17 protein-coding genes, 1 tRNA gene and 1 pseudogene are annotated in these 19,824 nt (G+C 69.2%); 6 read left to right on the forward strand and 13 right to left on the reverse strand.

The window, feature by feature from the left end; genetic code table 11:
- Positions 1-25: 25 nt before the first annotated feature.
- The 7 genes and pseudogenes from LF262_RS05290 to LF262_RS05320 form a co-directional block, all read right to left on the reverse strand.
- Positions 26-3,758 (reverse strand): annotated as a pseudogene (locus tag LF262_RS05290) (nitrate reductase subunit alpha).
- Between the two features lie 145 nt (positions 3,759-3,903).
- The gene (locus LF262_RS05295) at positions 3,904-5,055 is read right to left on the reverse strand and encodes a hypothetical protein (protein WP_235779172.1); all 1,152 of its coding nucleotides are present in this window, start codon (positions 5,053-5,055) and stop codon (positions 3,904-3,906) included.
- A 231-nt stretch (positions 5,056-5,286) separates the two neighbouring features.
- Positions 5,287-5,994 (reverse strand): 50S ribosomal protein L1, encoded by a 708-nt coding sequence (gene rplA, locus LF262_RS05300; protein WP_235779173.1) that lies wholly within the window; start codon positions 5,992-5,994, stop codon positions 5,287-5,289.
- A 110-nt stretch (positions 5,995-6,104) separates the two neighbouring features.
- Entirely contained in the window at positions 6,105-6,536 is a 432-nt protein-coding gene (gene rplK / locus LF262_RS05305) for a 50S ribosomal protein L11 (protein ID WP_066499596.1), read from the reverse strand.
- Positions 6,537-6,683: 147 nt separating this feature from the next.
- Positions 6,684-7,586, reverse strand: coding sequence for a transcription termination/antitermination protein NusG (nusG, locus tag LF262_RS05310; RefSeq protein WP_372462721.1), 903 nt, complete (start codon positions 7,584-7,586; stop codon positions 6,684-6,686).
- A gap of 112 nt (positions 7,587-7,698) precedes the next feature.
- Entirely contained in the window at positions 7,699-7,959 is a 261-nt protein-coding gene (gene secE / locus LF262_RS05315) for a preprotein translocase subunit SecE (RefSeq protein WP_235779174.1), read from the reverse strand.
- Positions 7,960-8,057: 98 nt separating this feature from the next.
- Positions 8,058-8,130: transfer RNA gene (locus LF262_RS05320), tRNA-Trp, on the reverse strand.
- A 249-nt stretch (positions 8,131-8,379) separates the two neighbouring features.
- Here LF262_RS05320 and LF262_RS05325 point away from each other — a divergent pair.
- Positions 8,380-9,585, forward strand: a complete 1,206-nt coding sequence (locus LF262_RS05325) for a pyridoxal phosphate-dependent aminotransferase (protein ID WP_235779175.1) — start codon at positions 8,380-8,382, stop codon at positions 9,583-9,585.
- Positions 9,586-9,605: 20 nt separating this feature from the next.
- Here LF262_RS05325 and LF262_RS05330 read toward each other — a convergent pair whose 3' ends face one another.
- Both LF262_RS05330 and LF262_RS05335 read right to left on the reverse strand, forming a co-directional pair.
- A complete protein-coding gene (locus tag LF262_RS05330) occupies positions 9,606-10,259 on the reverse strand; it encodes a LuxR C-terminal-related transcriptional regulator (RefSeq protein WP_235779176.1) in 654 nt (217 codons plus the stop codon).
- Complete coding sequence (locus LF262_RS05335) at positions 10,256-11,554, reverse strand: ATP-binding protein (protein WP_235779177.1); 1,299 nt, start codon at positions 11,552-11,554, stop codon at positions 10,256-10,258. Before LF262_RS05335 ends, LF262_RS05330 begins: the two co-directional genes overlap by 4 nt.
- A gap of 125 nt (positions 11,555-11,679) precedes the next feature.
- Between LF262_RS05335 and LF262_RS05340 the strand changes: the two genes are divergently transcribed.
- The 5 genes from LF262_RS05340 to LF262_RS05360 all read left to right on the forward strand — a co-directional run bounded on the left by LF262_RS05340 (position 11,680) and on the right by LF262_RS05360 (position 15,786).
- Positions 11,680-13,119: a PspC domain-containing protein gene (locus LF262_RS05340; protein WP_235779178.1), complete on the forward strand. Its 1,440-nt coding sequence runs from the start codon at positions 11,680-11,682 to the stop codon at positions 13,117-13,119.
- Position 13,120: 1 nt separating this feature from the next.
- Positions 13,121-13,486: a hypothetical protein gene (locus LF262_RS05345; RefSeq protein ID WP_235779179.1), complete on the forward strand. Its 366-nt coding sequence runs from the start codon at positions 13,121-13,123 to the stop codon at positions 13,484-13,486.
- A 39-nt stretch (positions 13,487-13,525) separates the two neighbouring features.
- Positions 13,526-13,831, forward strand: coding sequence for a PspC domain-containing protein (locus LF262_RS05350; RefSeq protein WP_235779180.1), 306 nt, complete (start codon positions 13,526-13,528; stop codon positions 13,829-13,831).
- A gap of 214 nt (positions 13,832-14,045) precedes the next feature.
- Positions 14,046-15,071: a 6-phosphofructokinase gene (locus tag LF262_RS05355; protein ID WP_235779181.1), complete on the forward strand. Its 1,026-nt coding sequence runs from the start codon at positions 14,046-14,048 to the stop codon at positions 15,069-15,071.
- A 4-nt stretch (positions 15,072-15,075) separates the two neighbouring features.
- Positions 15,076-15,786, forward strand: a complete 711-nt coding sequence (locus LF262_RS05360) for a GNAT family N-acetyltransferase (RefSeq protein ID WP_235779182.1) — start codon at positions 15,076-15,078, stop codon at positions 15,784-15,786.
- Between the two features lie 134 nt (positions 15,787-15,920).
- On the opposite strand, the gene LF262_RS05365 is transcribed toward LF262_RS05360, so the two are convergent.
- The 4 genes from LF262_RS05365 to LF262_RS05380 form a co-directional block, all read right to left on the reverse strand.
- On the reverse strand, positions 15,921-17,420 hold the full coding sequence (locus LF262_RS05365; RefSeq protein WP_235779316.1) for a DHA2 family efflux MFS transporter permease subunit: 1,500 nt from the start codon (positions 17,418-17,420) through the stop codon (positions 15,921-15,923).
- Positions 17,421-17,499: 79 nt separating this feature from the next.
- Complete coding sequence (locus tag LF262_RS05370; RefSeq protein ID WP_235779183.1) at positions 17,500-17,901, reverse strand: ankyrin repeat domain-containing protein; 402 nt, start codon at positions 17,899-17,901, stop codon at positions 17,500-17,502.
- Positions 17,898-19,037: a CAF17-like 4Fe-4S cluster assembly/insertion protein YgfZ gene (ygfZ, locus tag LF262_RS05375; protein WP_235779184.1), complete on the reverse strand. Its 1,140-nt coding sequence runs from the start codon at positions 19,035-19,037 to the stop codon at positions 17,898-17,900. Before ygfZ ends, LF262_RS05370 begins: the two co-directional genes overlap by 4 nt.
- 63 nt (positions 19,038-19,100) lie before the next feature.
- Complete coding sequence (locus LF262_RS05380; protein ID WP_235779185.1) at positions 19,101-19,730, reverse strand: nitrobindin family protein; 630 nt, start codon at positions 19,728-19,730, stop codon at positions 19,101-19,103.
- Positions 19,731-19,824: the final 94 nt, after the last annotated feature.

The raw sequence follows: 19,824 nt of genomic DNA on the forward strand, positions 1-19,824 counted from the left end.
CCCTGCTTGCGGCGGAGAGTTCCCATCAGTAGGTGACCTCCTGGGAGCGCTTGCGGATAGTGCTGACCATGTCGCGCTGGTTGCCTGTCGGGCCGAGGTAGTTGAACGCGTAGGAGAGCTGCGCGTAGCCACCGATGAGGTGCGTCGGCTTGACGAGGAGCCGGGTGGCGGAGTTGTGGATGCCACCGCGCCGGCCCGTGGCCTCGGACTTCGGCACATCGATCGTGCGCTCCTGTGCGTGGTACACGTACACGACGCCGACCGGCATGCGGTGACTGGCGATTGCCCGGCCGACGAACACGCCGTTGGCGTTGACGCACTCGATCCAGTCGTTGTCCTCGACACCGATCGCGGCTGCGTCCTCGGCGCTCATCCAGCACGTGGGGCCGCCGCGTGAGAGCGAGAGCATGAAGAGGTTGTCCTGGTACTCGGAGTGGATGGACCACTTGCTGTGCGGGGTGAGGAACCGCACCGTGACCTCCATACCGTCCTGTCCGAGCCGCGGCTCCCCGAACAGCCGATGCATGTCCAGCGGCGGCCGGTAGATGGGCAGGGCCTCGCCGAGGTCCCTCATCCAGTCGTGGTCGAGGAAGAAGTGCATCCGGCCGGTGAGCGTGTGCCAGGGCTTGAGCCGCTCGACGTTGATCGTGAACGGCGCGTAACGGCGGCCGCCGGTCTCGGACCCGGACCACTCTGGTGAGGTGATGACTGGGACCGGGGCGGCCTGGGTGTCCGCGAACCGGATCGCCTTCTCCTCGGACCCCTCCGCAAGGTCCGCCAGCCGGCGGCCTGTGCGGCGCTCGAGATCGCGGAAGCCCTGCACGGCGAGCTCGCCGTTGGTGGTGCCGGAGAACGCCAGGATGGCCTCGGCGAGCTTCGCATCCGTGTCGATCGCGGGCAGGCCCGCGGCGGCACCATGGGACATGACACCGTTGAAGCCCGCCAGCCGGTCGAGCGTGTGCCCGAGCTCGAACGTCACGTTCTTGACGGTGAACCCCTTGTCCCGGGCAAGCGGGCCGATCGCGGCGATCTTCTCACCGATCGCCGTGTAGTCGCGCTCGACCACCGCGACCTGCGGCATCGTCACACCGGGCACGGCTGGCACCTCCGGATCGCGCCAATCGCGCACGACGCCGCCGGGCTGGGCGATCTGTCCCGGCGTGTCGTGCTGGAGCGGGACGGTGACGAGGTCGCGCCGGGTGCCGAGGTGGGTGCGTGCCTGGCGCGAGAGTTCTTGGGCGAGCAGGTGGAACATGTCGAAGTCCGTCTTGGTCTCCCACGGCGGATCGATCGCGGGGCTGAAGGCGTGGACGTATGGGTGCATGTCCGTCGAGGAGAGATCATGCTTCTCGTACCACGTCGCCGCGGGGAAGACGACGTCGGAGAGGAGCGTCGTCGACGTCATGCGGAAGTCAGCCGACATGAGCAGGTCGAGCTTGCCCTCCGGCGTCTCATCCCGCCAGGCCACGTCCCTCGGGTGCGGCATCTGCGACTCCAGCTCGGAGCCCATCACGTTGTTGTGGGTGCCGAGGAGGTTCTTGAGGAAGTACTCGTTGCCCTTTGCGGACGAGCCCAGGAGGTTCGAGTGCCAGAGCACGAGCGTGCGGGGCCAGTTCTCTGGGGCGTCAATGTCATCGATGGCCGAGTGCAGTGTGCCGGCCTTCAGCTGCGCTGCGACATAGGCGGCCTCCGTTTCCGCGACGCCGGTATCCACGGCCGCACGCGCCTCGTCGGCGATGTCCAGGGGGCTGCGGTCGAACTGGGGGTAGAAGGGCATCCAACCGAGCCTGGCGGACTGCGCGATCGCGTCGGCGGTGTGCATGCCGTCGAGGTTTCCCTCGGACAGCGGAGAGGCGAGGGACGCCGCGGAGTACCCGTCGTTGCGCCACTGGCCCGTGTGCATGTACCAGTACGACGTCCCCGTCATGGTCCGCGGCGGCCGCGACCAGTCGAGACCGTTCGCGAGCGAGACCCAACCGGTGAGCGGTCGGGTCTTCTCCTGGCCCACGTAATGCGCCCAGCCACCCCCGTTGCGGCCCATCGAGCCGGTGAGCAGCAGGAGCGAGAGGACCGCGCGGTAGGTGACGTCTCCGTGGAACCACTGGCAGATGCCAGCACCCATGATCACCATCGAACGGCCGTTGGAGTCCTCGGCGTTCTTCGCGAACTCCCGCGCGACCCTCAGGCACTGGGCCATCGGGACGTTGGTGATGCCCTCCTGCCACGCTGGCGTGTAGGGCACCGAGGCGTCGTCATAGCCGGCGGGCCACTCCCCCGGCAGCCCGGGACGCGCTACGCCGTGCTGGGCGAGCATGAGGTCGAATACGGTGGTGACCGTCTTGCCGGCCACCATCCGCACGGGGACGCCGCGACGAAGGACTGACCCTGAACCGTCTGCCGCCTCGAAGCACGGAAGCATCACCTCGGCGACGTGCGACGGCGGGGCGACCCCGCCGCCGTCATTCGCGGACAGAAGCGGGTCGACGCTGCCGAGATCGAGGTTCCAGCGGCCCTCGTCGGCGGAGTTGTAGCGGAAGCCGATCGAGCCGTTCGGCACGACAGGCTCTCCTGTGCCCGCGTCGAGCAGGACGGTCTTCCACGCCGCATCGGCCTCGTCTTCATGCCCGGGCAGGTCCGCGGCGGTGAGGAACTTGCCGGGCACGAGCCCAGTGCCGTCCTGGGAGTCGACGAGGGTGATGAGGAAGGGCAGGTCCGTGTACCGCTTGGCGAAGTCGGTGAAGAACGGGACCTCACGGTCAAGGTAAAACTCCTTGAGGATCACGTGCCCCATGGCCATGGCGAGCGCGGCGTCCGTACCCGCCTGGGGTGCCATCCACTCGTCCGCGAACTTCGTGTTGTCCGCATAGTCGGGGCTGACCACCACGACTTTGGTGCCGCGGTAGCGGACCTCCGTCATCCAGTGCGCGTCCGGGGGTGCGGGTCACAGGAACGTTCGAGCCCCACATCATGAGATAGGTCGAATCCCACCAGTCACCCGCTTCCGGGACGTCGGTCTGGTCCCCGAACACCTGCGGGCTTGCCACCGGCAGGTCGGCGTACCAGTCGTAGAAGCTCGTCATGACGCCGCCGATGAGCTGGATGAAGCGGGTGCCGACGCAGTGGCTCACGATCGACATGGCCGGGATGGGCGAGAACCCCGAGCAGCGGTCCGGCCCATAGGTCTTGATCGTGTGGACGTGCGCCGCGGCGGCGATCTCAATGGCTTCGTTCCAGCTCGCGCGGACGAGGCCGCCCTTGCCGCGGGCCTGCTGGTAGCGGCGGCGCCGCTGGGGATCCGAGACGATGTCCGCCCATGCCTCTACGGGATCGCCGAGCCGGTGCTTTGCCTCTCGGTACATTTCCAGGAGCGGCCCGCGGACGTACGGGTAGCGCACGCGCGTGGGCGAGTAGGTATACCAGGAGAACGCCGCTCCACGGGGGCAGCCCCTGGGCTCGTACTCGGGCCGGTCCGGCCCCACAGACGGGTAGTCGGTCTGCTGGGATTCCCACGTGATGATGCCGTCCTTGACATACACCTTCCACGAGCACGAACCCGTGCAGTTCACACCGTGGGTTGAGCGGAGCACCTTGTCATGGCTCCACCTGTCGCGGTAGAACACGTCTCCCGCGCGCCCGCCCTCGCGGAACACCGCCCGCCCGTCGTCGGTCTCCTCCCATCGCGTGAAGAAGCGCCCCATCGCGAGCATCGCGTCGGAGGCGCTGCCGTCGAGTCCTGGTCGGATCGGTCCAGCTGCCATGGCCTCACTCTATGGATGCCCAGATCAGGCCGGGAAGAGGCCACGACCTAAGGCACACAAATGTGCGCTATTTAGGCACGGCTTATGCGGTTTTTAGGCGGTCAACGGCTACGATCTTCGGTATCCCGCGGCCAGGTTTCCCCGGCTAACGTTCCCGCAGCGCAGAGGAGTCCCCGTCGCGGCGCACGTCCTCGACTGCAGCCGCGACGTTGCGGGTGAACAGCACGAGCCACGCGAGGACTACGGCGGCCACCACGAGTTCCATCGCAGTCATGTTGTAGTAGCCCAACGGCCACCACAGCATGACCGAGATGACCGCGGCCCCCAGCATCGCGTACCCGGCCGCGTAGAAGGTGCGGCTCAGACCGGGCAGCCATGCCGGGGCCCGAAGCACCAGCAGCGTGTACACAGCGGTCATCGACGTCGCCATCGCGTTGTGCGCGGGCATGACCAGGTCCACGGGGACAAGGCCGGTGACCGCTAGGAACGCACCGATGAGCACGAGGCAGGTGAGCAGCGCGCGCTCCCGGGTGGCGGCCTCCGGCCGCCCGACCCGCGCGCGATGCATGTCGAGCGCTCGGAGGTCACGGGTCATGTACTCCGCCAGGAGCGCGATCACCGCTCCCGCGGTGACGAGCGTGCCGTTGAAGGCGAGCGCGACCCCGTAGTCGGCGGCGCCGAGGACGCTGAAGTTGACCTCCCACCAGTTGGACCGGCTGGTCGTGACCATCGAGGTCAGGACACCTGCGGCGAGGAACGTTGCGAGGAGGTTCGAGAGCGCGTAGCTGTCCATCCTCGAGCCCGACTGGTGGGCGGCGTACGAGGTGAGCGCCGCCGCGACGGAAATGAGGAGCGACGCGGCGAACGTGTCGAGGGTCAGCCCAGTGAAGGCACGTTGGAAGATCTGGAAGCTCGCCCACGTGACCATGAAGGCGATCGCGGCATGCGCGAAGGAGAGCGCCACAAGCCCTAGGACCCGGCGCCACAACGGGCGCTCGGCGAGCCAGCTTCGATCCGGGTCCATGTACGAGCGCCGGTACGCGACCGCGAAGGCTATGAGGGCCGCCGCACCCGCGACGAGAGCCGCGACGTCCCCCACACCCCGGTCCCCGGAGAGTGCCGGGCGGCGCCCCGCGAAGACCGCCGGTGCGACGGCGAGACCCGCGGCCGCCGCGACGAACGCCGCGATCAGCGCCCGCGCCTCGGCCGCAGTTGCCGACGGCGCCTCGGGCCTCTCGCGGGGGGCGCGGCCCGCGCTCTCGGCACGCCCTGCGGATTCAGTCGTGTCGCGGCTCATGCGAGCCTCCGGTACAACTCGCCCTGTACCCCGGCAGGCCGGACCCCGAGCGCGGCGCCAGGAGCCGCCAGGTCCTCAGGGTAAGCCGCTCGACGTCCATAGGCGTCAGTCTAATCAGGACGTGCAGTGGCCGCGCTGCGCCCCCGCGCATGTCCCGGACCTGTCCCGGACAAGGGCGAGGGCCCCCTCCCGCGTACGGGAGGGGGCCCTTGTGTCACACCTGGGACTGGATCAGCCCTCGATGAGGACCTTGGTCGCGTTCGGGTCCACCTGAATGCCCGGGCCGAACGTCGTCGTCACGGTCGCCTTGGTGATGTAGCGGCCCTTCGACGCTGACGGCTTCAGGCGCAGCACCTCCTCGAGGGCGGCCCCGTAGTTCTCCGCCAACTGGCGGGCGTCGAACGAGGTCCTGCCGATGATGAAATGCAGATTCGAGTGCTTGTCGACGCGGAAGTCGATCTTGCCGCCCTTGATCTCCGTCACTGCCTTGGCCACATCGGGCGTCACAGTGCCGGTCTTGGGGTTCGGCATGAGGTTGCGGGGGCCGAGGATCTTGCCGAGGCGCCCCACCTTGCCCATGAGCTCCGGGGTGGCCACTGCGGCGTCGAAGTCCGTCCAGCCGCCCTGGATGCGCTCGATCAGATCGTCCGAGCCCACCAGGTCGGCGCCGGCGGCCTCGGCTGCCGCCGCCTTGTCACCGGTCGCGAAGACCACAACGCGGGCGGTCTTGCCCGTGCCGTGCGGAAGGTTGACCGTGCCGCGGACCATCTGGTCCGCCTTGCGGGGGTCGACGCCGAGGCGGAACGCGACCTCAACGGTGGCGTCCGTCTTCGAGGGGTTGATCTCCTTGGCCAGGGCGACGCCCTCGGCCGGGGAGTACAGCTTCCCGGTCTCGATCTTCGCGGCCGCTGCCTCGTATGCCTTGCTGCGCTTTGCCATGCTGCTCTTGATCTCCTTGTGCAGATGTGGTCATGGTGGGCCGCGCTCGGCCCTGCCACTGACGACGGCGGGAACTCGCCGTGCGTCATTGTCTTCGGTTGAAAGAGGGCTTAGCCCTCGACGGTGATGCCCATGCTGCGGGCAGTACCGGCAATGATCTTCTTCGCGGCCTCGACGTCGTTCGCGTTGAGGTCCTCGAGCTTGGTCTTGGCGATCTCCTCGACCTGGGCGTCGCTGAGCTTGGCAACCTTGACCGTGTGCGGCGTGGCCGAGCCCTTCTGCACGCCCGCGGCCTTCTTGATCAGCTCAGCGGCCGGCGGGGTCTTCGTGATGAAGGTGAAGGAACGGTCCTCGTAGACCGTGATCTCGACGGGAATGACGTTGCCACGCTGGGATTCCGTCGCGGCGTTGTACGCCTTGCAGAACTCCATGATGTTGACACCGTGCTGACCGAGCGCAGGGCCGATCGGCGGGGCCGGGTTGGCGGCGCCTGCCTGGATCTGCAGCTTGATGAGGCCGGTGACCTTCTTCTTGGGAGCCAATGTAGGGTCCTTTTCTTCCTTGCGGTTCCTGAAGCAGCAGGAGCGCCGCCCAGGTGGTGACTGCCCTGGCAAGGCAGTCGGCCGCCCCGACGCCGGAAGGCATCCGGACTCGGGGCGAAGTCTTCAGTTGTCAAACCTGCGATCGCGTCAGATCTTCGAGACCTGGTTGAACGCCAGCGTCACCGGGGTCTCCCGCTCGAAGATCGAGACGAGCACAACGAGCGTCTGCGACTCGGGCTTGATCTCCGAGATGGTCGCCGGAAGGGTTTCGAACGGCCCTTCCTTGACGATCACGGACTCGCCGACCTCGAAGTCCACTGCAACCGGGGCAGCCTGGGCCTTCTGGCTCGGCTTGCCGGCGGCCTTCGCCTCGGCGGCCTGCTCGGCCTCGAAGACGGGGGCAAGCATCGAGAAGACCTCGTCAAGGGTCAGCGGGACGGGGTTGTGCGCGTTGCCCACGAACCCAGTGACTCCCGGGGTGTGGCGCACCGCGCCCCACGAGGCATCCGTGAGGTCCATGCGCACGAGCACGTAACCGGGGATGCGGACCCGGTTGACCACCTTGCGCTGGGCGTTCTTGATCTCGACGACTTCCTCCATCGGGACCTGGATCTCGAAGATGTAGTCTTCCATGTCCAGCGTCTGGACGCGGGTCTCGAGGTTGGCCTTCACGCGGTTCTCGTAGCCTGCGTAGGAATGGATCACGTACCAGTCGCCCGGTTGGCGGCGCAGCTTGGCGCGGAAGTCCTCGGCGGCCTTGGCGGCAGCCTCGGCGGGGTCCACGGCCTCCGCGGTCTCGGCCTCGGCAGCCTCGCTCTGATCAGACTCGGCCGGCGCCGGGGCAGCCTCCGCTTCCGTGGCGGCGTCGTCGTCCGCCTCCTCGTCACCCGCAGGCACGGTCTCCTCGTCGGCTTCCGCGGCAGAGACGTCCTCGCCGGCCTCGTCGTGGGAAACGGCAGGCGCGGCGGGGGCGGCGGCGTCGGAGAAGGCCGGCTCGAACGCCGACTCCTCGTGCTCGTTCCCGCGATCCTCGAGCTCGTGCTCAGACACTTAGTCTCCTGCTTTCCTCGTACGACTTACTCGTTGCGACTTAAATGGCTCATCCGCACACCCTGTCCCGGTTCCGGTCTCCCGGCCCGGGCCATGGTCTGCGGACCCAGGCCTAGTTGGTGGTGGACGTCCCGCCGAAGACCCAGCCAACGCCGGTCCCGAAGAGGAAGTCGAGGGCGAACACGACCGCCATCATCACTACTACGAACCCCAGCACCACGAGCGTGTAGTTCAGGAGCTCCTGACGGGTCGGTGTGACCACCTTGCGGAGCTCCCCGACCACCTGACGGAAGAAGAGCGCAATCCGGCCGAAGAAGCCAAGCTTCCTGGCCTGCTTGGGGCGGCCCGAACTGCTTGACGCTGTCTCGGTCAACCGATTCCTCGCTCACTCGTTCTGCCCGCAGGACTCCCCCGCCGGTTTCGTTCTGTGGGTGCTGGAAAAGCCCGGAGGCCTCCGGGCTGGTTCCTGCGCAGGGCAGACAGGACTCGAACCTGCAACCTGCGGTTTTGGAGACCGCTGCGCTACCAATTGCGCCACTGCCCTTTGGTGCATTCACCACCTGACGGCGGATTCGCCGTGGACTACCTTACCAAGGTTCCCAGCGGACGTTGCTGTCCGGGAACTGGCAGGGCAGACTCACTCGCTGCTTCCGGCGCCGAGGATCAAGTCTACGCACAATCTCTGCAGACGTCGAACCGGTGCTCCGGGTCCGTCTGCCGGACGGCGCGCAGCGCCTAGAGTAGTTACAGCCTCAAGATGACGTGACGAGAAGGACGAGAAGAAGGAATGCCCATGACCTCCGCCCGCGTGTCCCAGCGCATCGGATCCATCGCCGAATCCGCCACTCTGGCCGTCGATGCGAAGGCCAAGGCCCTCAAGGCCGCGGGCCGGCCGGTGATCGGGTTCGGGGCCGGCGAGCCCGACTTCCCCACGCCGCAGTACATCGTCGAGGCCGCGATCGAGGCGGCCCGTCAGCCGCGCTTCCATCGCTACTCCCCTGCTGGCGGCCTCCCCGAGCTCAAGGCCGCGATCGCCGCCAAGACCCAGCGCGACTCAGGCTACGAGGCGGAGGCCTCCCAGGTCCTAGTGACCAACGGCGGCAAGCAGGCCGTCTACAACACCTTCGCAACGCTCCTCGACCCGGGGGACGAGGTGCTGCTCCCCACCCCATACTGGACCACCTATCCCGAGGCGATCCGCCTTGCGGGCGGGGCGCCCGTCGAGGTGTTCGCGGGCCCCGAGCAGGACTACCTCGCGACTGTGGACCAGCTTGAGGCCGCGCTCACGCCCCGCACCAAGGTCCTGCTCTTCGTCTCCCCCTCGAACCCAACCGGCGCCGTGTACTCCCCCGAGCAGACCCGCGAGATCGGTCAGTGGGCCGCGTCGAAGGGCCTGTGGGTGGTCACGGACGAGATCTACGAGCACCTCACGTACGACGGCGTGCCGTTCACCTCGATCGCGACCGCGACCCCGGAGCTCGGCGACCGCGTGGTGATCCTGAACGGCGTCGCGAAGACGTACGCCATGACCGGCTGGCGCGTCGGCTGGATGATCGGCCCAGCAGATGTCATCAAGGCGGCAACGAACCTGCAGTCGCATGCAACGTCCAACGTGGCCAACATCTCCCAGATGGCTGCCCTCGCCGCGGTGTCCGGTCCCCTCGACGCGGTCGAGGAGATGAAGGTCGCCTTCGATCGCCGGCGCCAAACGATCGTGAAGATGCTCTCCGAGATCGGGGGCGTGAACTGCCCTACGCCCAAGGGCGCCTTCTATGTCTATCCAGATGTGCGCGGAGTCCTCGGCAGGGAGATTGCGGGCGTGCGTCCTGCGACGTCCGCCGAGCTCGCGGCACTCATCCTCGATAAGGTCGAGGTGGCGATTGTGCCCGGCGAGGCTTTCGGCCCGAGCGGGTTCGTGCGCCTCTCCTACGCGCTCGGCGACGACGACCTGGCCGAGGGCGTGGGCCGGATCCAGGAGCTCCTCGGGACGGCCAAGTAGGGTATCCCAGCCGCTGCGCACTACCAGATGCGCCGGTCTGCGGCCCACCGGGAGAGCTCGTGCCGGTTGGTCAGCTGGAGTTTGCGGAGCACCGCCGAGACGTGGGTCTCGACAGTCTTGACCGAGATGAAGAGCTCCTTCGCGGTCTCCTTGTAGGAGTAGCCGCGGGCGATCAGGCGCATGACGTCGAGTTCGCGCGCCGAGAGCTTGTCGAGCTCGTCGTCGGCCACCGACTGGGTGCCGAAGGCGTCCAGCACAAAGCCCGCGAGGCGGGGCGAGAACACGGCGTCCCCGTCTGCGACGCGCAGCACGGCAGCGGTGATTTCGGGTCCCGAAGCGGTCTTGGTCACGTACCCGCGGGCGCCGGCACGGATCACCGAGACCACGTCCTCGGCGGCGTCCGAGACGCTGAGCGCGAGGAAGCGGACCTCCCCGAGGAGTGCGGCGCTGCGCGTGAGCACCTCGCGCCCCCCGCCGCCGAGGCCACCTGGCAGGTGCACGTCGAGCAGGACAACCTGCGGGCGAAGCCGCTCGATGGCCTCGATCGCCCCCTCGACCGTCCCGGCTTCCCCCACCACCCGCACGCGGTCGTCGAGGTCCGCCTTGAGGCCCGAGCGGAAGATCGTGTGGTCGTCCACGATCACAACGCTCACCGGCGCCGGCTGCTCGCTCATGACTCCTCCGTTCCGGGCAGCCGCAGCCGCACCTCCGTGCCTTCGGCGCCACTGACGATCGTGGCCTCGCCGCCGTGGCGCCGCATCCTGCCCACGATCGACTCGCGCACCCCGAGCCGGTCCGCCGGGACCGCATCCGGATCGAAGCCCGCGCCTCGGTCCTTGATGAAGACCTCGGTGGCGTCCCTGCCGCACTCCGCATAGACCGAGACCGGTCCCGCACCGTGGCGGACCGCGTTCAGCATCGCCTCGCGCGCGGCCTGGAGCAGTGCATCCTGCCCCTCCCGAACTCGCTCGCCGTCGGCCGGGTCTAACGCGCCTCCGTCCGTGCTTCCCGGCCCTGTGCCTCCGACCGTGACCACGTCGATCGGCACCCCGTGAAGGTCCTCGACCTGCCCGGCAAGCTCGGCGACCCGATCCGCGAACGTGCCGTACCCACCGCGGGAATCCCGGTAGAGCCACTCGCGCAGCTCGCGCTCCTGCGCCCGGGCCAAGCGGGTCACGTCCGCCTCGCTCCCTGCCCGCCGCTGGATGAGGGCGAGCGTCTGCAGCACGGAATCGTGGAGGTGCGCCGCGATCTCGGCACGTTCCTCCTCGCGCACCCGCGCCGCCCGCTCGGCGCCGAACTCGCGCCAGAACTTCAGCCCCCACGGGAGCAGGACGAGCGCCACGCCGGCGAGCACGGCGAGGGAGGCAAGCATGGACATGCCGAGCACGTTCCACTGGCCGCCGGAGACGGCAAGGGCCACACCGGCGACCACGAGCGCGAGGCCCGCGCCGAGCCGCAGCCAGCCGGTCCAGCGCTCGGCGCCGGCGCCCCGGACGAGCTTCTCGCGGCGCGCCTCGTCGAGCTGCATCCAAGCGAGGGCAACGCCGCCGAGGATGGCAGCGATCGGAACGACGGTGTCCAGCGGGACGTCGACGCCGATGAGCGGGCCGCCGAGCGCGACCGCACCCAAGAGGAGCACGACTCCGAGCAGCACCTCGCGCGCATAGCGCGGCATGTGCGCGGGGGCCCTCGCCGGCCCGGGAGCGGCCGGTTCGCTCACCCCTGGCGCGATGGTCGACGCCGGACGGCGTGCGGCCCGCTTCTCCGCCTCCGCCGCGGTGGGCACCATGATCCACAGCCACCCGTACAGGACCACGCCCGCGCCGCCCAGGAAGGCGGCGCCGGCCATGATCCAGCGCACGAGGTCCGTGCGCAGTCCGAGGTGGCGAGCCAGCCCGGAGCAGACCCCGGCGATGAGCCGGTCCTCTCCCCGCACGAGCGGCGGGCGGACGATGGCGGTGTTCATGCTTCCATCCAAGCACCAATGGCAGGCCGCAGTGCCAACTCGGACGGCGTTCCCGGGGTCCATTCAGGGTCCGTTCAGGGTGTCCCCTCATGGGTATGGGGGTGCCAGGGCGGAAGGATGGATGCATGAGCACCGAACACACTCCTGGCGAGACGCCAGCATCCCAGCCCCAGGACGAACCCCATCCTCAGGCCAACCCCTCGGCCCCGGGATCGGGCGCGCCGGGCCATCCCGCCCCCACCCGCGGCGGCGACTTCTTCGGCTGGGTCCGTGGACTTGGCGCCGTGCGTGGAGGCGACCGCTGGGTGGGCGGCGTCGCGAGCGGTATCGCCCACCGGTGGGGCGTGGACCCAGTCCTGGTGCGCGGCCTCTTCATCGTCGCGGCAATCTTCCTTGGCGTCGGGGTCCTGGCCTACGGCATCCTGTGGCTCCTCCTCCCTGAGCCAGACGGTCGCATCCATCTCCAGGAGGCCTCACACGGCCGCTGGTCCGCCGGAATGACCGGCGGCCTCATCGTCACCGTCCTCGGCCTCGGCGGAGCACGCGCCGGCTTCTGGTTCGGCGAGCGCGGAGTCGGCGGCGCGTTCTGGGGCCTGTTCTGGGTGGCCGTCGTGGCCTTCGGGATCTACAGCCTCGTGCGAGGCAGCCGGCGTCGGGCGGTCTACAGGCCCACGGCGCCCCAGTCAGGGCAGTACCCTTCGGGTCAGTATCCTTCGGGGCAGTATCCCGGCCAGCCGGGCAGTGTCCCGCCCCATGCACCGCAGCCGGGCTATGCGCCGCTGCCGTTCGACGCCGGTGCACCCGCCACGGGCGGCGCCTCCTACGCCAAACCGACCAGCGCGCCGTCGTACGGCGTCGCCCCCACGAGCGGCCCGTACAGCCCGCCCCCGTACTACGGCGGATCGGTTCCGCCCGCGGTACGCGCCCAGCCTCGGCCACCGCGCAGACGCGGCCCGTCGGCACCGTTTGTCCTGGTCGTCCTCGGCGTTGCCGCCCTCGTGGCCGGTTCCCTCGGTGCCCTCATCGCCATGGGTGCCATGAGCCTCGGTGCCGGCGCGATCTGGACGGCCGTCGCGATCGTCCTCGGCCTTGGCATCCTCGTCTCCGGCCTCCGCGGCCGCACCGCCGGCATGCTGACCCTCTTCGCCGTGATCGCCCTCGTCAGCGGCACGGTCTCCCAGACCGTCGACCGGTTCGCCAACACGCAGACCCATGTGGTCAGTGAGAGCCCCTCGACCCTCCAGCAGGCCGTGAGCGGGTACGACATCACCGCTGCGCGCGGCACGCTCAACCTCAGCGCGCTGGACAGCGCCGGCCCGCTGGCCAGCGAGACGGTCATCCCCATCAAGACGACCATGAGCCAGGTGACCATCACCGTGCCGAAGGACGTCCCCGTCCAGGTCCGCAGCTCCACGACCCTCGCGGAGGTGAAGGCCAGCGGCCAGAACACCGCTGGATTCAGCCGGCACGAAACCACCACCTACAACTCAAACAAGCCCGGGGCAAGCCTCGTCGTCCAGCTCGACGCGACCCTGAGCGAGATCACCGTCACCGAGGAGCGCTGAGATGAGCACCAAGCAGGACTTCCGTACCGAGGCATCAGGTCCATCCATCGGAACAATCGTGTGGGGAGCAGTGGTCATCGTGGTCGGAGCACTCATGCTGGCCAACCGGCTGGGATGGCTCAGCGTCGATCCGGGGTATGCGGCCGCGGGCATCCTGCTCCTCGCCGGGCTGGGGCTGGTGATCGGCGGGATCGCTGCCTCGCTCCGACGGCGCGAACTGGCGCACGACGCCGTGGCGCACGACGCCGCGCAGGGCACCGCCGCGGGCGACCTCCCAGAGGGAGGCCTGCCCACCACCTCTGTGCGGCGGAGCCCCTACGAGGACCCCACGGGGCCTCGCGATGAACGCCCCGGCACGACAGACTGAATCCACCAGCTCCCACCATTCACCCATCTGGAGGAAACCATGGACAAGTTCTTCGACGCACTTCGCGGAATCGGCCTGAAGCGCGGCCCCCGCCGCGTCCTCGGCGGCGTGCTCGGCGGGATCGCAGACAAGCTCAACGTCGACCCGGCGTTCGTGCGGATCGTCTTCCTCGTCCTCTGCCTGCTCCCCGGACCCGCAGTCCTCGTGTACGTCGCGGGGTGGATCCTCTTGCCCGACCAGGACGGGCGGATCATCCTCGAAGGCTGGGTCGCCCCCAAGGGGATCGGTCCCGGCGGCCCCGGCTCAGGCTCTGTTGGCCCAGGCGCTGGCGGCCCCGCCATGTGACCTGCGTCCCGCCGTTCGGTGCGGCACTCGCGGGCCCGACCCCATCGCGGGGTCGGGCCCTTGCGCGTCTCGGGTGGGGTCGCCGCGCTCCCATGACGTGGTGTACGCCACTGTGGCCGCGGCTAGACTGGGCGCGGGCTCAACGGGGCGCCTCGTTCACAGGATCCTCGGCCCCGCCCGGCGCGGCATGGCCCAACCGACGGGAAGGCCCCGAATGAAGATCGGCATCCTCACCTCCGGCGGCGATTGCCCCGGCCTCAACGCGGTGATCCGCGGCGCGGTGCTCAAGGGCATCGCGGTGCACGGCCAGGAGTTCGTGGGGTACCGCGACGGATGGCGAGGCGTGGTGCAGGGAGATGTGATCGACCTGCCGCGGACTATGGTGCGCGGCATCGCGAAGCAGGGTGGCACGATCCTGGGCACCTCGCGCACCAATCCATTCGAGAAGGGCGGAGGGCCGGACGTCATCAAGGGCCACATGGAGCGGCTCGGGATCGACGCAATCATCGCGATCGGCGGGGAAGGCACTCTCGCGGCAGCCCGGCGGCTCACGGACGCTGGCCTGAAGATCGTCGGCGTGCCGAAGACCGTGGACAACGACCTCGACGCGACCGACTACACGTTCGGCTTCGACACGGCCGTGGAGATCGCGACCGAGGCCATCGACCGCCTGCGCACCACCGGGGAGTCCCACCATCGCTGCATGATCGCCGAGGTCATGGGCCGGCATGTGGGGTGGATCGCGCTGCACTCCGGCATGGCCTCCGGTGCCCACGCGATCCTCATCCCCGAGCAGAAGGTCAGCATGGACCAGATCGCGACCTGGGTCCAGCTGGCCCGGGACCGTGGACGTGCCCCGCTTGTGGTGGTAGCGGAAGGCTTCGTGCTCGAGGGCATGGACGCCCCGCACTCTGAGCGCGGTCTCGACACCTTCGGGCGGCCTCGTCTCGGCGGCATCGCGGAGCAGCTTGCCCCCGAGATCGAGTCGCGCACCGGCATCGAGACCCGTGCGACGATTCTGGGGCACATCCAGCGCGGCGGCGTGCCTACCGCGTTCGACCGGGTCCTCGCGACACGTCTGGGCATGGCCGCGATCGACTCGGTCGTGGACGGCCGCTGGGGCACCATGGTCTCCCTCCATGGCACGGAGATCGCGCATGTTGGTTTCGAGGAGGCTCTCGGCAGGCTCAAGACCGTCCCGCGGCATCGGTATGACGAGGCCGCCGTCCTCTTCGGATGAGTCTTTGACTGACACGGGGACGTTCCACACTGGCAGCCGCGGCATTGTGCGCCTTGCATGGGCGCGGCGGCTGGGGCTTCCGGACCTGAGCTTCTCGGACGACGGCGCGCGGCTCCTCTCGGAGCATGACAGCGCACGCGAGCTGGTCGCCCTCGTGCTCTTCGGGCAGCTCGCCGTGAGCGGGCCGTCGGAGCTCGTCGAGGCAACGAACGGCATGGATTCCGACGACCTCGTGGCCGGAGGCGCCCTTCTGCGCGCGGCAGGTGCCGGTGGGCACGGGCTCCACACCGCCGTGCTCGGCTTCGCCGACGACCTCCCGCTTCAGCAGCCCGACACGGGACCGCAGATCTCACGCGCCGCCGCTGACGCGATAGGGCTCGAGATGGGCTGTCCGCCCGACGATGTCTCCTCCGCCGGCCTCACGGGGCGGGAGCACCGCTATACAGTGATGCTCCCCGACGGACCCGCCGCGTGCGCGGCCTACTCGGTGCAGGAGGGCCTGCTTGCCGACCTGGGCGTGCTCGTGGCCCCCGCGCTGCGTGGCCGGGGCCTCGGGCGCCTCGCGGCCTCCGTGGCGGCTCATGAGGCCCTTGCGGACGGGCTCATTGTCCAGGTTGCCGTGCCGTCCCACGCTCTGGCTGGTCTGCGGCTGGCGGACGCCCTCGGGATCCAGGCGCAGGGCCACTTCGCCTCGGTGCAGCTGCCTCGCCGCTGATCCGCCGACTCGGCGTGACGGCGAAGGCGGGGAGCCCGCGTTGGCGACCGCCCGGCGTCGTCCGAAAAGCGCTGGTGGTCTCGATCCCGGCTGAGGCGACCCGGAGTGAGGCGACCGGCCTGGGCGGAGGGCGGTCAGTGCTGGTGATCTGCGACCTTGTCCTGCCGGCCCGGTGCCGGCTCATCCGCGGCGGGGACCTTGACGAAGAAGAGGGCGACCGCGAGGCCGACCACGCCCAAAGCCGCGGGCAGGAGCACCGACTGGCCCATGGCCGCCGAGAAGCCAGCGTGCAGGGCCACCGGGAGATGGCCCGCGGCGAACTCGCCCGCCGGCGCGGCGTGACCGCCGCTGCTGGGAAGCTCGGCGGCCAGCCTGGCCTGCATGAAGGCAGCGATGGCGGCCGACCCCAGTACGGCGCCGACTTGACGTGTCGTGTTGTAGATTCCGGAGCCGGCGCCAGCCAGCTGAGGCGGCAGGCTGCGGGTCGCGAGCGTTGCCAGCGGCCCCCAGATCCCCGCGTTGGCGATGCCGACCACGGCACTCGGAATCAGCAGCGCCCAGATGGGGGTGTCCGGCGTCATGAGCACGGCGTACAGGACGAGGCCAGCGGCGAACACGAGCATCCCGCCGACGTTCATGGCCTTCGCGTGGCCCCGGTCCACCAGCTTGCCCGCGAACGGGGCCAGCGCGCCGGAAAGCACGGCGAGCGGGATGCTCATGAGTGCGGACTGGGTCGGCGTCATGCCGCGCACCAGCTGGTAGTAGAAGATCGTGGGCAGGCCGAACGAGGTCACGGCGAAGCCGACGGTGGAGATGCCGATGTTGGAGATCGAGAAGTTCCGGTCACGGAACAGCCTGAGCGGGACCAGCGGCTCCGCACGGTTGCGCCACTGCCAGACCACGAACAGGAGCATCACGACGATGCCCGCGATGATGAGTCCCCACACGGTGATAGGCCCGGTGATGGTGCCCCACGAATAGGTCTGGCCCTCTTGAATGCCGAAAACGAGGAGGAACATTCCGACCCCGCTCAGCGCCACGCCGAGCCAGTCGAACCGGTGCGAGTGCGTGGCCAGGGCCGGGACGAGCCTCGCCGCGAGGACGAATCCGACGATCCCCACGGGGACGTTGATGTAGAAGACCCATTCCCATCCGAAGCCGTCCACCAGCACGCCGCCGAGGATCGGGCCGACGAGCATCGCGACGCCCGCGGTCGAGCCCCAAATGCTCATCGCGGCGCCGCGCCGTTCAGGCGGGAAGATGCGGGTGATCACCGCCATGGTCTGCGGTGTCATGAATGCGGCGCCGAGCCCCTGCACTACACGCGCGGCGATGAGCGAGCCGATGCTGTCCGCCAGCCCGCACCAGAGCGAGGACAGTGTGAACACCACCAGCCCCAACAGGTACATGCGCTTGGGGCCGAACCTGTCTCCGAGCCGTCCGGTGATGAGGAGCGGAACGGCGTACGCGAGGAGGTAGGCGCTCGTGACCCAGATGACAGAGTTGATGTCCGCGTTCAGGGCGCGCATGATCGCGGGGTTTGCCACTGAGACGATCGTTGTGTCGATGAGGATCATGAAGAACCCGATGACGAGCGCCCACAGGGCAGCCCAGGGGCGCTGGATCTTTTCCACCATTCAAGGATCCCATCTGAGGAGGACAGCGCGTGTCCGCAGCTGTTCGCTGACGGCAGGCATCACGAGGCACGCGAGGTCAGCCGGCCGTGCCGAACCGGTCGACGATCTCCGTCCGGCCGAACATGTGCGCGGCCTGGCGCGCCGTCGGCGAGCCGGCGTCAGGATCGGCACCGAGCGCCAGCAGCGCGTCCACGACGTCGCCGTGGCCCTTGAAGACGGCGCCGGCGAGCGGCGTCTGGCCGCGGTCGTTCGCGACCTCGACATCGGCGCCATGCGCTCCGAGCAGCCTCACAGCGCTGGCGTGCCCGTGATACGCGGCGAGCATGAGGAGCGTGTCCCCCGCCTGGTTTGCGAGCGTTGCCGGGGCACCCGCTTCAAGGTACGCCCGCAGCACGGGCTCGTCCCCGGCGCGGGCGGCGTCGAAGAGCTTGCCCGCGAGGGCGATCACGTCGTCAGGGATCTGAGGGTTCTCGGTCACGCGTTCCTCCGGAGCAGTCCAGCGGGGCGCCCGACCACCTGGCCGGCATCGGGCGCGACAATGACTTCCTGGGCAGCTGCGTACTCTTCGCCCTCGGCCTCGCCCAGCACCACGAGGGATGCCCGCGGGTCGACGGAACGCTTGAGCACGGCAAGGGCGATCGGCCCCATCTCGTGGTGGAGGGCCGCGGAGGTCACGCGCCCGACCGGCTTGGCGCCCGCGTCGGAGCCAACGCCGAGGACCACCTCGCTTCCGGCCGCAGGCAGGGTGTGAGCCGATCCGTCGAGCTGGAGCAGCGTGAGGCGCCGCGGCGGATGCCCCAGATTGTGCACGCGGGCCACGGTCTCCTGGCCCTTGTAGCAGCCCTTGGAGAGGTGGACGGCAGTACGGAGGAGGTCGAGTTCGTGCGGGATCGTGCGCTCATCCGTCTCGACGCCCCACCGGGGCCGCCAGGCAGCGATGCGGAGGGCCTCGGACGCCATGGTGCCTGCGAGCCCCACGCCGTCGGCCCCCAGTGCGGAAACCGCCTCGCCAACCCGGCCCTGTTCGACCACGTGCTCGAACCACGGCCGGTCGAGCCCCGGATGGTGGGCGTCGTCGATGGCCGCGTAGCTGTAGCCGCCGGGTGCAATGTGCGGCCACGGATCGGCCCAGACGAGGGGACGGCCGTGCGGCCCGAAGGGGTCGAGGGCGTTCAGTCGCCGGGTCGCGCCGAGCACGGCCCAGCGGTCCGATGCGTTCTCAATCTCGACGCGCAGCATGAACTTCATCGACTCAAGCCATGCGGCGAGGCCCTCGGCCTCCCCGTGCTCGACGAGGAGCCACGCCCGTTCGCCATCGTCCATGATCCGTGCGTCGAACTCGATGCGCCCGTGGAGGCTCAGCAGGAGCAGTTCGCTGGACTGGCCCGGGGTCAGCTGGGCCACCCGCTGGGACGAAAGTGTGGTGAGCCACGAGAGGCGGTCGGGCCCGGCGACCGTGACCACGCCTCGGTAGGAGAGGTCGACGACGGCTCGTCCCTGGGCGAGTTCCCGCTGCTCCCGCATCGGGTCGCCGTAATGCGCGGCGACGCCCTCGTCCGGTCCGTGGGCTGCGACCGCGCCCGGGCGGGTCAATAGTGAGGAGGCGTAGGTCATATCCATTCCAACGCGTGATGGGGTGATTTCAGTCCCGTGCGACGGCCAGGGCCGCAACGGGGCCTACTCGGTCGGCGCTTGGCCCGCGGCCGGAGCCGAGACCCGCCGCAGGATCGCCGAGGCGTGCGGAGCCAGCGGCTCACCGCCCGCGGCGACGTCCCAGCGCCAGAAGAGGTCCGAGTTGACGAGGCCGAAGATGCGGGTCGCCGCCTTGTAGTCCCTCGCATGCGCTCCTCGGAGCACCGCATCCGTGCTCAGCTGGATCTGGGGACCCTTGATCTGCCCGTAGTACAGCTCCGCGATGCTGGCCGGGTGGACGATCGTCACAGTGATGTCGAACCCATCATGGCTGTTGCGCAGCGACTCGACCTCGTCAGCCGAGGTGTAGGCGGGGACGATGTCCGGCGGGGTGAGCCCGGGGCCGCCGTCGGCGTCCTGCATGGGCCTGTCGATCTGCCAATAGCCCGCCTCGGTCGAGAGCGGACGGATGCGCTTCCCGTCTTCGTCCGCGAGCCAGCTCTCGGCGGTGTACTGGAGGTAGGGGAACCCATTGTGGGCGAAGACGACATGCTGGACGAAGTGTTCGTCGTCACCCTCTCCTGCTCCGAGGCGGCCCCGTCCTTCCCACTCCCCGATGAGCCACGACAGCGGGACGAGTTCGGGGGTCAGGCCGGACGGAATCTCGATGGGCACGTGCAGTTCCTTCGCCGAAGGGATCTTCGCGTCAGGTCTCAGCGCTGGCCGTGGAACAGCTTCCAGATGACGAGGCCGGCGAACCAGGCCATAG

The organism is Sinomonas notoginsengisoli, from assembly GCF_021554725.1.
GTDB classification, from domain to species: Bacteria; Actinomycetota; Actinomycetes; order Actinomycetales; family Micrococcaceae; genus Sinomonas; species Sinomonas notoginsengisoli.

Coding starts and splice junctions, on each gene's coding strand:
- LF262_RS05295 (WP_235779172.1), bottom strand. CDS start 5,055: ATGAGCCGCGACACGACTGAATCCGCAGGGCGTGCCGAGAGCGCGGGC.
- rplA (WP_235779173.1), bottom strand. CDS start 5,994: ATGGCAAAGCGCAGCAAGGCATACGAGGCAGCGGCCGCGAAGATCGAG.
- LF262_RS05325 (WP_235779175.1), top strand. CDS start 8,380: ATGACCTCCGCCCGCGTGTCCCAGCGCATCGGATCCATCGCCGAATCC.
- LF262_RS05330 (WP_235779176.1), bottom strand. CDS start 10,259: ATGAGCGAGCAGCCGGCGCCGGTGAGCGTTGTGATCGTGGACGACCAC.
- LF262_RS05335 (WP_235779177.1), bottom strand. CDS start 11,554: ATGAACACCGCCATCGTCCGCCCGCCGCTCGTGCGGGGAGAGGACCGG.
- LF262_RS05340 (WP_235779178.1), top strand. CDS start 11,680: ATGAGCACCGAACACACTCCTGGCGAGACGCCAGCATCCCAGCCCCAG.
- LF262_RS05345 (WP_235779179.1), top strand. CDS start 13,121: ATGAGCACCAAGCAGGACTTCCGTACCGAGGCATCAGGTCCATCCATC.
- LF262_RS05350 (WP_235779180.1), top strand. CDS start 13,526: ATGGACAAGTTCTTCGACGCACTTCGCGGAATCGGCCTGAAGCGCGGC.
- LF262_RS05355 (WP_235779181.1), top strand. CDS start 14,046: ATGAAGATCGGCATCCTCACCTCCGGCGGCGATTGCCCCGGCCTCAAC.
- ygfZ (WP_235779184.1), bottom strand. CDS start 19,037: ATGACCTACGCCTCCTCACTATTGACCCGCCCGGGCGCGGTCGCAGCC.